This window comes from Oceanobacillus damuensis (assembly GCF_001618145.1).
In the GTDB taxonomy this organism is placed as follows: domain Bacteria; phylum Bacillota; class Bacilli; order Bacillales; family Amphibacillaceae; genus Oceanobacillus; species Oceanobacillus damuensis.
On sequence record NZ_LQNF01000003.1, the window covers coordinates 1 to 14,432 of the forward strand.

A 14,432-nucleotide genomic window follows, 5' to 3' on the forward strand; every position below is an offset into this window, starting at 1 on the left:
CCAGCAGAAGAAGTACCAGCTGAAGAACCGGTAACGGAAGACCCAGCAGAAGAAACGCCAGTTGAAGGTCCTGTAACAGAAGATCCAGCTGAGGATCCAGCAACAGATGAACCAGTAGAAACACCAGAAGTGTAATAGAAAATATTTAAAAGAAATACCTTTCCCACTTAGGGAGAGGTATTTTTTTGTTTAAATAAATACCTGCTTCGCATTATTGATAGTATCGTAATAGCACGAATGGGCTTTAAGCTATCCCAACATTCCCTTCTCATTCATATAATAAATTAGATTGTGTTCTGCTGATTAAATTATTTTAAAGGAGGTAATGAATCGTGACGCACGATCCGTTCAGGCAGCTGAGAAACATGAGAAAAGATTTCGGACGCATTTTTTCCGATTTCCCTTTTTCTTTAGATGGAATACTTAACTCTGATGGGATCCGAATAGATATCCATGAAACAGAGGACGAGGTGGTGGCAATCTGTGATCTTCCGGGCTTAAAGAAAAAGGAGGATTTGGAGATCGATGTTCAGAGTAATGTTTTAACAATTTCCGGTTCTATAAATGTAACAAATGAAGTAAATGGGGATAACATCCATAGGAAGGAGCGCTTTGCCGGTAATTTCCAGAGATCCGTACTGCTTCCGTCACCGGTATCTTCAGAAGGAGTAACCGCTTTTTACAGGAATGGGGTCCTGGAAGTGAAAATGCCAAAACTGCCAGACGACAAAAAGAAAATTAATATAGAGTTTGACTAACAGGCCCACAGGGACAGGTTCCTCGGTCCATTTTAAGAATAGGCAGGAGTTGTGGGGGCAGTTAATAACACCATATATCACTTTACTGACAGGGGTACGTAAGAGAGACACGCACTATTGCTCCCCTTCTGCATTTATATTCTATTTATCTTAAGAATAGCGGAGATTCTGAAATGCTTCGTAAGTGGCTGACCGAGGGAATTACTGAGCATGCAACTAGAAAGGTTAGATTTATCGCTCTTAAAAAAGCATAATTGAATCCAGAAATAATTTTATACCTCCACAATAACAAGGTCCCAACTGTAAAAATCTCCCTAACCCCACTCCATCGATGATTTCCTGTATACTGATTTTATTGATTAAATGATTTGTAAATGAACAAATGAGAAGGGTGAGCGTCGTGAGGCAGGTTTACAGTGACATTATTCAATTTCGCGGGAATCACTATGATTTCGGGTTTATGCAAGGGGAAAGTATAAAAGATTCTTTTATTGTCAAAAACAGGCATCGCCATTGGAAGCTAAGAAGACCTCGGTTTACGATTGATGAGAGGGAAGCGAAGCAGGCATTTTTGCAGTTCGCGCCTCAAATCTGGGAGGAGCTTGAAGGATTGCGGGATGCACTCGAGAAGCCGATGGATATCATTTTGCGTGATTTTGGCAATTATCGGGTCCAGCCAGTGTACAGCGGATGTTCAATCTTAACGGGAAAGGATTATCTGATCCGTAATTATGATTATCATCCGAAAACCTATGAAGGGCGCTATAACTTTTTCCAACCGACTGACAGCGGTTACGCGTTTGTTGGTCCATCACAGCGAATTACCGGTCGGATGGACGGGATGAACGAGAAGGGACTTGCGATGGGCTATAATTTTATCAATCGTAAGGAACCAGGTGATGGGTTCATTTGCCATATGATTGGAAGGATCATTTTAGAAACGTGTGCAAATGTTGAGGAAGCAATCGCACTTGTGAAGGAAATTCCGCATCGGACATCATTTAGCTACATAGTACTCGACGAAAAGGAAGAGACGTTTGTGCTTGAAGCAACTCCTCGGTCTGTGAAAGTAAGTCAGGCCAATGTATGTACGAATCATTTCGAAGTGTTGCAGCATGAAAATCGCCGTTATATCGATGAGTCTCAGGAGCGGTTGGATGCGATTCGGAAGGGAAAAGATCAGGCGACAGATGGATACAGTGCATTCCGACTGTTGAATGATACGGATAAAGGCGTCTTTGTAGATAATTATAAAAGCTGGTCAGGAACATTACATACATCAGCTTATTTCCCAAAACAGAAAAAGGCTTGGATTGCGATCGGTGGTGACCAGGAGCCGATTGAATTTGATTTTAAAGCATGGTTGGATGGGGAAAATGTTACTCAGAAAAAAATAGTTGGTCAAGTGAATACGGATGCAGGGTTTGCGCATATGGATGAAAACGCGCGTTGAGTGCAAAGGTTGGAATCAGTCCCACACAACAACTGACACGTTTATCTGTTAAATGGTTTATTCACACTTAATTTAAAGGGAAGCCAATACAAAGCCACCCAAATTTTTTAGGGTGGCTTTGTGATAAATATTTTTTGCCAAGTAATTAACTAGCTTATTCTATTCCATAATCCTCAGCGAAGAGCATTTTTGTATCAACCAGGACATTCTCGTCATTTTCATCCAAGTGGAATACACGGGCGCCGCGCAGCCTGTTGTTTTCCTCGCCGCCAAGGCCATAGGCTCCATATCCCACGCTGCCTGCGTAACCTAATTTAATGCCATAATAGTCACCAACATATGTATTGATATGGTCATGACCAGAGAAGACACCTTTCACATCGCCTCTTTCCAGCATAGCCGCAAACATCCCGCTGTTAAAAGGCCCAGTGCAGACACATTCGTTCTTTTCACCTACGATATTATGTTTTTCCACTGCTTCCTGATGACTTTCCTCTGTTCTTTCATAAGGACTTGCATACCACATAAACTCGAACTCTGGAAGAGGAATATGCATGAATGCCAAAGATGGAACTTTATGGCCAGTTGTTTGCTCCAGTTTTTCCGAAGTTTCATAATACCATGCTACTTGATCATGACGGAGCCAATCCCATGTTTGGTATCCATCGAAATTCTGTTCAGCTATTTCATCCGGGGCATATCTCCCACTATCAAACAGCCAAATGTTAAAAGCCGGCTCTGAATTTTTGGAGTTATTGATAACCAAGTTAGTGTTTCCAGTTCCGGTAATATCCTTAGCTCCCGGTTTGTTTACATTATGTTCGTAAGACATATAAACTTCCAGCATATCTGCTTCGTTCATTCCTGTCTTCGGTGTATGGTCCTCATCATGATTACCGAAAGTAACTGCCCATTGGACACCCCTATCTTCCATCGGTTGTGCAATGTTATCGATGGCTTGTTTCACCTCTTCCGGTGTTTCCATGTCAGCATTAAGCATGTCACCATTTAAAATTGCTAAATCTGGATTCTGCTCATCAAGCACCTTATCCATCAATTCTATTGTACGGGAATCGATATCCTCGTCATCCTGAATATCGTTAAATTGCACAATTTTGTATTCCCCCTCAGAGTTGAATTGAAGTTTTTCATTCTCATTGGTCTTCCCTTGTACGGAAGAATTGGTGAAGCTAGTTGTCATTAAGATTACAGCGATTGCAATGATGATTCCGGTTAATGATCTCATTTTCATAAAAAAACCCCTTTCTTAGTTGTAGTTAAATTTTAATATAATGGCATTAAACGCATATTAATTTACTTTATGATTTATGTGAAAATAGATAGTTTAATAGACCTAAGCCGAAAGCCACTCTGCAATAGAACTGGATGACCAATTGTTGGAAAAATATAGAAGTAAATAGGTTGACAAATTAGTTTAGAAGTCCTAAAATTTAGTTACCGTAATTTTATAAAAAATTATAATAATTAAGCGTAATTAAAATAATTTTTATTATTTTATGGTGGGAAATTCAATACATGGATTTCTTTATCGTTTTAATCTAGTAATTCATATGATTTAAGCAGAAATAAAGAGAATCTATTTTGATAGCTTGATTATATTGTATGAAAGCGCGACCATTATATTTGGCGACTAAATTCATGAACAAACCAAGCACAAAGAAGATGAATTATACAAATTCGGGGATAACTGCATAATCGACTGGGGAAGGAAATCCCTTACGATGCTTTTCCACCTCTCTTTACTTCAAATTTTCTAAGAATTGGAGGCTTTTTTTATGTCAACGAATGATGAGAAACAACTGAAGACAACCGATTCCTCAAGACGTAAATTCTTAAAGAATTCTGGTATGGCTGTTGGGGGTATTGCAGTCGGTGGAGCATTAGGCGGATTACTTGGAATGAATGGAACAAGTGAACCAGCAGAACCAGCATCTACTTCACCAGCAAATAGTCACACAGAAAATCATAATGTGGCGTTAATGTACTTCACCCCAGAACAGTTTAGTATTACAGATGCTGCTACAGAGCGCATTTTCCCGGAAGATGATAACGGACCGGGAGCTAAAGAGTTATTAGTCGCATATTACATCGACCACCAATTAGCTGGTGGTTGGGGCACTGGAGCAACTGAATACACTTCAGGTCCGTTCTTCCCTGGTGAGCCGACACAAGGTTATCAAGGTCGCCTGAATAGACAACAAATCTTTACAATTGGTCTAAAAGGAATCCAGGATTATAGTCAAAAAACATATCAGAAAAATTTTCCGGAGCTTACAGAAGAAGAACAGGATGCTGTTTTAACAGAGTTTGACGAAGGTAATGTGCAACTAAGTGGCACAACTTCATCCCATTTCTTTAGTGAATTGCGCACAGCTACACTTGAAGGTGCCTATGCGGATCCATTATATGGTGGTAATGCTAGAATGGCAGGATGGGAGATGAAGGACTTCCCGGGACATCAAATGAGCTACCTTGATATTATCGAAGAAGAGTTTACTGAAATTAAACCAAAAGCATTGAATTCACAACACAATCACTAATAATTGAATAAGTAATAAATTTCACTTGAGTTAGATAGCTTTAAAAACAAAATTTAGTATTTTACTAAGGGATCAATAAAATAGATTAAAACAACTGGGGGAGTTATAGATGGCAACGAAATTACCAAAAACGGACGCCGTAATTATTGGGGTTGGCTGGGCAGGAGGAATTATTGCTTCCGAGCTTACAAAAGAGGGACTAAAGGTAGTTGGTATTGAACGTGGTAACGATAGAAAAACAGAAGACTATTATATGATGCATGATGAACTTAGATATGCGCAAAGACATGGCATGATGCAAGACCTATCGAAAGAAACAGTTACATTCCGCAATAATGAAGATATGCGTGCACTCCCAATGAGAAGATATGGTTCTTTCTTGCTAGGAGATGGTGTAGGTGGTGCCGGTGTTCACTGGAACGGACAGAACTTCCGCTTCTTGCCATATGATTTCGAGCTCCGCAGTCAAACCATTGCAAAATATGGAGAAGGAAAAATTCCTAAGGATATGACAATTCAAGACTGGGGAATTACTTATGATGAAATTGAGCCATATTATGATAAATATGAAAAAATGGCCGGCATTTCAGGCGAAGATAACCCATTAGGCGGGCATCGGTCGAATCCGTTTCCAACTCCGCCAATGAAAAAGACTGTAAATATGAAATTATTCGAGGAAGCAGCAAAGAAGCTGGGATTAAATCCATATGTGCAACCATCCGCTAACCTGTCAGAGGATTATACAAACCCGGACGGTATTTCTCGTGTTGCATGTCAGTATTGTGGATTTTGTGAACGTTTTGGTTGTGAGTATGGTGCAAAAGCTGATCCGATTGTTACGGTATTGCCTGTAGCAAAGGAAACAGGGAATTTTGAATTACGTGCACATTCTTATGTAACACGCATTCTTCATGATGGTAATGGGAAGGCTACTGGTGTACTGTACACGGATTTGAATACGGGTGAGGAATTTGAACAGCCTGCAGATGTCGTTGTCTTGACAAGTTATGTCTTTAATAATGTACGCCTTCTTCTATTATCTGAACTCGGGAAAGCGTATAATTCTGAAGATGGTACAGGATCTGTTGGGAAAAACTATGCATATCAGATAAGAATAGGGAAGTCGACTGGTTTCTTTGATGATAAGAAATTCAATATGTTTGCTGGTGCAGGTGGATTAGGTATTCTTTTGGATGATTATAACGGCGATAATTTTGACCATACCGATTTAGACTTTATTCATGGGGGAATGATTATTCATCAGCAAACAGGTCAACGGCCGATTGCGAATAACCCTGTGCCATCCGGTACACCATCATGGGGGCAAGAATTTAAAGAGGCTTCCTTAAAATATACGAATGCTACACTAACCGTAAGTGGTGAAGGAGCATCCATGGCCTTTAAAGATCATTACCTTGATCTTGATCCAACATATAAAGATTCTAATGGAGATCCATTAATTCGTCTGACGTATGATTTCAAAGAACAAGACCGGAAGTTAGCTGAATACTTAGCCAAAAGATGTGAAGAGATCTTAATTGAGATGGGTGCAGATCATGTGGATACCATGCAAGAATTAGCGCCATACGATGTTGCTGTTTACCAATCCACACATAATACTGGCGGGGTGATTATGGGTGCAGATGCTGAAACGTCTGCGGTCAATAGTTACTTGCAAATGTGGGATGTTGACAATCTATTTGTTGTTGGCGCTTCAGCATTTCCGCAAAATGCCGGATATAATCCAACAGGAACGGTAGGTGCATTATCCTACCGTGCAGCAGAGGGAATCGTTGAATATCTTAAAAATGGTGGCGGACAATTAGTTCAAGCTAAAAAGGAAAAACAAAAAGCTTAATGGAAGGAATACACTAAAATCCAAAGCATACGTTCTGTGGGATTTCAGGACAAGTTCCAGGCTCCTCACTGCTGTAAACCAATAAAATAAAATACAAAAAACTGCAAGCATCGGTATAGTTAATCCCAAGCTTGCAGTTTTTATTTTGATAAAATCCAATATGAACTACACTAAAATCGTTCTACTATTTAACACTTACACGCAAAGGCTCTAATGCAAGTTTTTCGATTGCATGTGCAACTCCGCTTTCATTATTGCTTCGGGTTTGAAAATCGGCGGCTGCTTTGATTTCTGGAATGGCATTATCCATTGCCACGCCACACCCTGCATAGTTGATCATGGATAAATCATTTCCATTATCACCAATACTCATTACTTCCTCTTGCTTTATACCAAGCTGTTCGGCAAGTTTTTTCACTGCGTTTCCTTTGCTTGCACTAGGATGAACAAATTCTAGGAAATATGGGGAGCTTTGTACAATCGTATACTGTTCTTTTATGTTTTCTGGAAGTGCTTGAATGGTTTGAACTAAGTTGTCCGGCTGATCGATATACATGATTTTTGGTAAGGATAGATCTGCAGGCACGTCGCTCACCTGGCGATAACTTAATGGAATTTTATTCAAATACGATTCCAATACCGTAAATTCACTGATATTTTTGTTCGGGGAATAAAGACTTTCCGCATCAAAAAAATGCATTGGTGTGTTCAACTCGATACTGAGGTCATACAACTTTACTAAATCGTCACGTCCAAGTGATAATTCCGCTACAATCTCGTTTGTATGTGTATCTTGCACAAATGCTCCATTATATGCGATGACAAAGTCGCCTTCCTGATCTAAGTTTAGTGCTTTAATATATCTTCTCATGCCACCAATCGGCCGTCCGGAGCAGAGGACAATTTTAATCCCTTGTCTTTTTGCTTCATCTAATGTGTGTTTTACAGCTTCTGGTACTTCATGACGGTCATTTAAAAGCGTCCCGTCCATGTCTATTGCGATTAATTTATACAATGTTCATTCTCCAATCTCTTGTCTGATAGGACCATTATACGACAACGAGGTTTATTTGGCATGTGATTGTTTTAATTACTTACTTTCCATGACCTTCATGCTGCCAGTTATACAGAATTATCACGGTAAATAAAAGAAAAATACCCGGAATCATCAATTAAATTGACGGTTCCGGGTTGGTGATTGCTATTTAGTTTTGATCCGCTTTATCTACTATTCTACCCTCTACTTCAGGAGTGATGGTACCAAGATCAACTAGATGTTCTGCAAAATTACTCCAGTCAGAAAGTCCAAGGTCAGTTACGCGCCCTTCTGCATAAGCAGCTGCAAACATATCAAATCCGTCTCCACCTTGAGCTGTAAATGCATTCGTTGGGATCGTATACCTGACATCATCTTGAATTTCGACATCATTTCCGTTTTCATCCTGGTAAGAAACCGATACAACCCGCTGTCCTGCTGGTTTTGAAGAATCATAGGTAAGTTGTCCGCCAGAGAGGTGCAAGAAGCCACCACTTTCATTTGGATAGTTCTGTAAACTATGTTCAAAGGCTGCTTTTAGCTCAGCACCCGTTATATCCATTACGGCTAACGTATTCCCGAATGGAAGAACAGTAATTACTTCACCAACTGTAATTGGACCTTCATCAATTGCTGCGCGAATCCCACCACCATTTTGCAAAGCCATGATGACATCTTCGCTATATACCTCTTTTGCTTTTGCAAGCATTCCGTCGGTAATTAAGTTGCCTAATGGGGTTTCATTTTTACGTACACTTGGTGCAGTATTATCGCCATTTGTACGTGGGTTTTCCAATGGGGCAGTGGCTGTAGCCCCTATTTCCGTTTGAGCAACTTCATTAATTTGCGATTGGTATGGCTCGAGCATTGCCGCAGCCTCTGGATCCTCTTCTTGACTGCCGATAGCAATTAATTCACCAGCTTGTCCGATAACAGTACCGTTTTCATCGAATTGAACATCAAGCACTCCGAGATAGCTATTGTTTCCGCCCGCTTGAACAATTACAGTAGGATCTTTCTCTTCACCATTTCCATCTGCAGTTACAACTGCAGGCTCAGTAAGTGCTGTATGAGAGTGTCCGCCGACAATAACATCGATCCCGTCAACTTCCGCTGCCAATGTTAAGTCATTATCCACCGCTGCATTATCATCATAGCCAATATGAGTTAAAGCGATAATCTTATCTACACCTTGTCCTTCAAATGCCTCAACGGCTTTTTCTGCCTCTTCAAGGTAGTCTGAGAAGCTTATAGCACCAGGACTTGAAAGAGATTCTGTTTCGGCGGTTGTTAAGCCGAAAATACCGACCTTTTGCCCGTCCACTTCTTTAATGATCCCATTGTAAATCTTACCGTCTTCAGGCTCACTGGAAATTAAATCACTGAAGAGTCCAGTAAACTTTTCATCTTGTGAAAAATCTACATTTGAACTTACAAATGGGAACTGAGCCCCTTCAATAAAATCCACTAACCCTTGATGTCCTTCAGGTGTTGAACCTAAATCAAACTCATGGTTTCCAAAGGTCATTGCATCGTATCCCATGAGATTCATAAACTGCAAGTCTGCCTGTCCAAGGAATTCATTAAAATATAGTGTTCCAGAGAAAACATCTCCAGCACTAAGCAGGAGAGAATCGGCCTTTTCTGCTCGAACTTCATTAACTGCTGTTACTGTTTCAGCGATATTATCCAGATTTGCATGCGTATCGTTCGTATGCATAATTGTTAAGTCAAAAGGTTTCGGAAAATGAATGTTTTCAGGATTTGCCCCTTTTACATATTCAATCTCCTCAATATTTTCCGCGCCTCTGACTTCAGCGACCATGTCACCTTCAATGACCACGTTCGATATCTCATTGTTATTAAAGTCAACAACCGCACCAGCGTTTTTCGGCTTAATCGTTACAGGGGTATCTGCAAAACCGTCCCCATGGAATTCCGCATAATCCCCAGTTACGACAACGCCGTTTTTAATGTCCGCTCCAGGCTCTAATGTAATCGAAACACTAGCATCATGAACCATCAATTTACCAGTTTTGTAGTTTGCATCTAAATAGATTTCCTTTAAACCTTCTTGTTGAAGCGAAGCCTCTTGTTGTGAAAGATCTTCTTCAGCGCTAACAGTCATTGGTGCTGTTGAAAATAGTAATCCAAGCGACAAAGCAACATTAAGCGACGATCTCCAATTCTTATTGCTCATTTAACTACACTCCTCTACAAGAATAATTGTTTTCTATGAATCTAGTAACATAACTAAAGTTAGTATAGGGAGCGGTTAAAATACTGTCAATTTGGGATTGTGAAGGGTTTGTTAATTTGTGGGTGATAAGGATCAGAGTCTAAAGAACTAATTTTTGAGGGGAGGCATTTTCAATGTAATGTTTTTGGGTTTTTTAGGTGCATTTTAGTTTTTATTACCTACATTTCGAATGAGAAACGCTAAATTTAGTTAAAAATCGTGTTACAAAAATTTTAGTTTTGAGGCATTTCATGGATGCTGGGAGATTATGGTAGTTTGCTGAAAATAAGATCGAAGTATGTGGATTAGCATCTGAACTGTATCTGCGTTTATATCCTTACAATAAAAATAAAAACTGAGCAGCAGGAGGCATGTTCTCTTGCTTACACAGTTTAATTTACATTCCTATTCGCAGGGGATTGCCCATCATCTACCAATTAAACCATTCAATCATCTCTATCGGACCGTTATTTTTCCGTTATCTGCTGTCAGTTTGATTACATTATCTCCATTGCCAATCACTGAATCATAGTTTGATTCACCAAAAACATTCACTTTTCCATTATCTAGGGTGATATCAAAAGTGGCATTTGTGGGTGGCTCTACTGTTTGAATATCGATAGTTCCATTATCTGTTTCCAGTGTAAGTGGCCGATCCAATGATTCCGTTTTTAAAGAGATCCGACCATTATTTGATGTGCCGTGAATTTCTCCTTCGATATTTTCTAATGAAACCTCACCATTATCTACCTCTACATTAATCAAACTGCTTTTTATCTTATCCAGCAAAATTTTTCCGTTATCAGCTTCCATATTAACAAGATCTGCTTCCATTCCACCAGCAATTATTTGTCCATTGTCTGTTACAACTTCAACAGTGTCATATGCTTTCTCCGGGAGGTAAACTTTTAGAGATGTTGGTGATGGATTAAAGAAGTCGATGGAAAACATTTGAAACCTCTTATTCTCTACTTCGACATGAAGCGTATCTCCCTCCACATTTGTGGTAAGCTTGTATTTACCTTTTTTATTTCCCGCTAACTCAACTTCTGCTGTACTGCCACTTGCAGGCAGGATTTCAATTTTTACATTTTCAGTCTCTACATCGATGTTGTCAAATTGTTCGCTAATGGTTTGCTTTTGTTCCTCTTTCCCATTAAACCCATACTGTAAAAAATTTATTATGACTAACGCAACAGCAACTGCTATAAGTATAGCAATAATTGCTCCCCTCCTCATTTCAATCAACTGCCTTCCTTTTTAATATCTATATTACTGTCATAACAAAAGTATAGCTTAAACTTGATAACTATATCACGGTCTTTAAACGTAACTTTTATTAAGACTTAAGGCTTAGGTTATTCTCGTTGAATATAGTGAATTAATGGATCATTATGGATTAGTAAGCGATTTATTGATATTTGCTTAAATAGCAGTCCGAACAATGATTGTAACTATCGGCTATATAGTCAAAAAGAGGTAGCCACCCTTCTGTTAAGGGCAGCTATTTCTTTGCGTAGCACTATGGTCAGCCATTCAAATAGCCGTTTAATGGCCAACCTGGCATTTTAGAACGACCAAACGCTGCTCTAAACGTGGATGAGGCGAGCAAGAAAAAACAGCTAAGGGAAAGCGACTCGGGGACAGAAAAAGAAATGGACCAATAAACCTGTCCCCATGGACCACTTCCACCAAAAGTAAATGAGAACCCACTCCTATTTTACCGTAAGAAATCATAACTCAAATAAGAAGGTTAGGTGATAGCGATACCTAACTCAATATAATAAAATAATAAAGAGCTCTCCATAATGAACGGAAATCCTATGCTGTAGAACGAGAGGAAAACTTCGATGATCAATAAGTATTTTTTATGTTTCTTTATCCCATTTTCTTTTATTGGAACTTTGCTAGTTAACTATTATTTCCCATACCCGACACTTTGGATTTTATTTTTAATTCCAGCTGTTTCTGCTGTGGTCTTAATTCCAAAATGGAAAGTTGTTTTATTGGTTGGCTTATTAGTCTCCGCTGTCAAAGTGGTTATGCAGTTAATGTTATATTCCAAAGGGCTCAGTATTTTTGCGAATCCGTATTCCTTGGTTGTTTCAGAGATTGTTTGGTGGATTTTATTGCTTTTTATTTCTAACCTAAAGATAACGAACAGAAGATTAGTCCTAGAACTAGAGGAAATTTCTGTAACTGATCCCCTGACGAAAACGTACAATCGAAGGTTCCTGAATCTGTATATGGAAAAAGCATTAACCCTGGATAATAGTGGGGACAATCCTTTATTGATTTTGATCATGGACATCGATCACTTCAAAAAGATCAATGATACTTATGGGCATAATTGCGGGGATAAGATACTAAAAAGGTTAGTGAAAGTTACGAAAAAAGCAATTCGAAAAACGGACGTCCTTATACGATATGGCGGAGAGGAATTTATTATAATTTTACCTAACACCAGCCTGAAGCAAGGTTTGGATATAGCTGAAAGAGTTAGAAAAATCGTGGAAAAGGAAGGATTTATCTACAAAACTAAGAAGATTGATGTGACCGTCAGCATGGGAGTTGCACAGTATATTGAGGAACAGAGTTTGTCTGGGTTTATCAATAATGCTGATCAAGAACTATACCAGGCAAAAGAAAGCGGGCGGAACAAAATAGTTGTTTCAAATTGATAAAAGTAAAGCATGGGGAACGGATCTTATGTTTTCCTTTTATTATTAAGAGGAAGACGGGTATGCTTTTATGCTTCTAAGAGGGTTCCATGTCCGGGAAAGATTCTATTCTAAGCACTATTTGATTTCGGGAAATGCATGTCAACTTGATTTTATACATATTTAGTGTATAATTATACACTATATTTTCTGATATTCATTTATTCTTTTAGTATTAGAATTTATATAAATACATGTTTCTTGGAGGATTCGATGAAGAACAAAAATGATTTACACAATGAGGAGTCTAATCAATCTAAAAAATCCAGGTGGGAGATGCCGGATACATATGTTATTTTGTTTCTGGTATTGCTTGCAGGTTATATAGCTACATTTATTATCCCTTCAGGAGCCTTTGATAGAGAGGTTGTCAATGGAGTAGAGAGAGTCATTCCGAATACTTATCAGCAAGAAGAGGGGCAAACGCTTGGATTACTTGATATCTTTAATGCAATCCAAACGGGGATGATTCAATCGGCAGATATTATTTTTATGGTTCTCTTTACAGGTGGTATGTTTGAAATCATTGAGCGGTCAGGGGCATTACGCGGTGCCATCAACCGGGCTGTGAAGGTGACAAGGAATAATGAATTTTGGTTAATTGCCGTAGTTTCTCTATTTTTTGCTTTAACAGGAGCTGTCGGTGCTGTAGCAAATTCGGTCATTGCATTTGTTGTCATCGGTGTGATTATTGCAAGAGCAATGAAGCTTGACCCGATTGTTGCGGTTGCTATTACCTTTGGTGCCAATTTTGCAGGATTTAGTGTCGGGTTCATAAATCCTTATACACTTGGCGTAGCCCAGGGCATTGCAGACTTGCCAATCTTCTCAGGTATGGCATTACGTCTAATCATTTTTGCACTTATCGTATCGATTACAATCTGGTACACGTGGCGGTATGCGAAAAAAGTTATGGATGATCCGGGTCGAAGTCTTATGGGAGTATATGAAGAGTCCGATGAGGAGGGTGCATTAGATGCCCCATTTACAACAAGGCATAAGCTATTGCTGACCTTTGTTGGATTATGCTTAGTATTTTTCGTTTACGGTTCAATCCAATTAGGCTGGACAATTAATCATATGTCGGCATTTTTTATCTTTATTTCGATAGGTGCTGGTATAATCGCCGGTATGCATTACAACACCTTTGCCAGTACATTTTTGGAGGGAACGAAAAAGCTCGTTTACGGTGCTCTAGTTGTCGGACTGGCAAGATCCGTGATCGTTATTTTAGAAGAGGGAGTAATCATCGATACGATTGTTTATGCAATCTCCGTTCCTTTGGAAAGCTTAGCACCAGTATTATCGGCCATTGGAATGTTTCTTTCTAATGCATTTTTAAATTTCTTTGTTAACTCCGGAAGTGGTCAGGCGATGATTGCAATGCCGTTGTTGACACCTTTAGCGGATATGGTTGGGGTTTCCAGACAGGTTGCAGTACAAGCTTATCAATTTGGTGATGGGTTAACGAATCTTATCTTCCCAACCTCAGGTATTTTGATGGCAAGTTTAGCTGTGGCAAAGGTTCCTTACACGAAGTGGGTAAAATGGGTGTTCCCATTGTTCCTGATTTGGCTGGTGATTGCCATTGTGACGTTGGTTATTGGGGTTCTAATTAATTGGGGACCGTTTTAAGGCTTGATATGAGATGCAGATTGCTCTATTTGGAAGCATGGGGACGGTTCTCCTGCTTCCTTTTTGATGAGGGGGAGAAGGAACCATCCCATGCTCTCCACGGTCTAAAGCAATTTTTTTTATGGTTAGACAGCCTGACCTTTGAGAAAGTGCTTATTTACCGTGGTTGAGG

10 protein-coding genes are annotated in these 14,432 nt (G+C 39.4%); 6 read left to right on the forward strand and 4 right to left on the reverse strand.

Going from position 1 to position 14,432, the window contains the following annotated elements; all coding sequences use genetic code 11:
* Positions 1-365: 365 nt before the first annotated feature.
* The gene (locus tag A4245_RS03660; RefSeq protein ID WP_067726264.1) at positions 366-758 is read left to right on the forward strand and encodes an Hsp20/alpha crystallin family protein; all 393 of its coding nucleotides are present in this window, start codon (positions 366-368) and stop codon (positions 756-758) included.
* A 400-nt stretch (positions 759-1,158) separates the two neighbouring features.
* Positions 1,159-2,211: a C45 family autoproteolytic acyltransferase/hydrolase gene (locus tag A4245_RS03665; RefSeq protein ID WP_067725780.1), complete on the forward strand. Its 1,053-nt coding sequence runs from the start codon at positions 1,159-1,161 to the stop codon at positions 2,209-2,211.
* Between the two features lie 154 nt (positions 2,212-2,365).
* On the opposite strand, the gene A4245_RS03670 is transcribed toward A4245_RS03665, so the two are convergent.
* Positions 2,366-3,463 (reverse strand): metallophosphoesterase family protein, encoded by a 1,098-nt coding sequence (locus tag A4245_RS03670; protein WP_067725783.1) that lies wholly within the window; start codon positions 3,461-3,463, stop codon positions 2,366-2,368.
* Between the two features lie 544 nt (positions 3,464-4,007).
* Here A4245_RS03670 and A4245_RS03675 point away from each other — a divergent pair.
* Together A4245_RS03675 and A4245_RS03680 are read left to right on the forward strand one after the other, a co-directional pair.
* Positions 4,008-4,772 carry a gluconate 2-dehydrogenase subunit 3 family protein gene (locus A4245_RS03675; RefSeq protein WP_067725785.1) on the forward strand — a complete coding sequence of 255 codons (765 nt, stop codon included), beginning with the start codon at positions 4,008-4,010 and terminating at the stop codon, positions 4,770-4,772.
* Positions 4,773-4,881: 109 nt separating this feature from the next.
* On the forward strand, positions 4,882-6,630 hold the full coding sequence (locus tag A4245_RS03680; protein WP_067725787.1) for a GMC family oxidoreductase: 1,749 nt from the start codon (positions 4,882-4,884) through the stop codon (positions 6,628-6,630).
* Positions 6,631-6,814: 184 nt separating this feature from the next.
* Here A4245_RS03680 and yidA read toward each other — a convergent pair whose 3' ends face one another.
* The 3 genes from yidA to A4245_RS03695 form a co-directional block, all read right to left on the reverse strand.
* On the reverse strand, positions 6,815-7,645 hold the full coding sequence (gene yidA / locus A4245_RS03685) for a sugar-phosphatase (protein ID WP_067725789.1): 831 nt from the start codon (positions 7,643-7,645) through the stop codon (positions 6,815-6,817).
* A 190-nt stretch (positions 7,646-7,835) separates the two neighbouring features.
* Entirely contained in the window at positions 7,836-9,866 is a 2,031-nt protein-coding gene (locus A4245_RS03690) for a bifunctional metallophosphatase/5'-nucleotidase (RefSeq protein ID WP_234402340.1), read from the reverse strand.
* A 495-nt stretch (positions 9,867-10,361) separates the two neighbouring features.
* Positions 10,362-11,144 carry a DUF4097 family beta strand repeat-containing protein gene (locus A4245_RS03695; protein WP_234402351.1) on the reverse strand — a complete coding sequence of 261 codons (783 nt, stop codon included), beginning with the start codon at positions 11,142-11,144 and terminating at the stop codon, positions 10,362-10,364.
* Positions 11,145-11,755: 611 nt separating this feature from the next.
* Here A4245_RS03695 and A4245_RS03700 point away from each other — a divergent pair.
* Complete coding sequence (locus A4245_RS03700) at positions 11,756-12,586, forward strand: GGDEF domain-containing protein (RefSeq protein WP_067725794.1); 831 nt, start codon at positions 11,756-11,758, stop codon at positions 12,584-12,586.
* 252 nt (positions 12,587-12,838) lie between these two features.
* Complete coding sequence (locus A4245_RS03705) at positions 12,839-14,260, forward strand: YfcC family protein (protein ID WP_067725796.1); 1,422 nt, start codon at positions 12,839-12,841, stop codon at positions 14,258-14,260.
* The last annotated feature ends 172 nt before the right edge of the window (positions 14,261-14,432 follow it).

Excerpts from the sequence above, each read along its gene's own strand:
- A4245_RS03670 (WP_067725783.1), bottom strand. The coding sequence starts at position 3,463 with ATGAAAATGAGATCATTAACCGGAATCATCATTGCAATCGCTGTAATC.
- A4245_RS03695 (WP_234402351.1), bottom strand. The coding sequence starts at position 11,144 with ATGAGGAGGGGAGCAATTATTGCTATACTTATAGCAGTTGCTGTTGCG.
- A4245_RS03705 (WP_067725796.1), top strand. The coding sequence starts at position 12,839 with ATGAAGAACAAAAATGATTTACACAATGAGGAGTCTAATCAATCTAAA.
- A4245_RS03690 (WP_234402340.1), bottom strand. The coding sequence starts at position 9,866 with ATGAGCAATAAGAATTGGAGATCGTCGCTTAATGTTGCTTTGTCGCTT.
- A4245_RS03680 (WP_067725787.1), top strand. The coding sequence starts at position 4,882 with ATGGCAACGAAATTACCAAAAACGGACGCCGTAATTATTGGGGTTGGC.
- A4245_RS03700 (WP_067725794.1), top strand. The coding sequence starts at position 11,756 with ATGATCAATAAGTATTTTTTATGTTTCTTTATCCCATTTTCTTTTATT.
- A4245_RS03675 (WP_067725785.1), top strand. The coding sequence starts at position 4,008 with ATGTCAACGAATGATGAGAAACAACTGAAGACAACCGATTCCTCAAGA.
- A4245_RS03660 (WP_067726264.1), top strand. The coding sequence starts at position 366 with ATGAGAAAAGATTTCGGACGCATTTTTTCCGATTTCCCTTTTTCTTTA.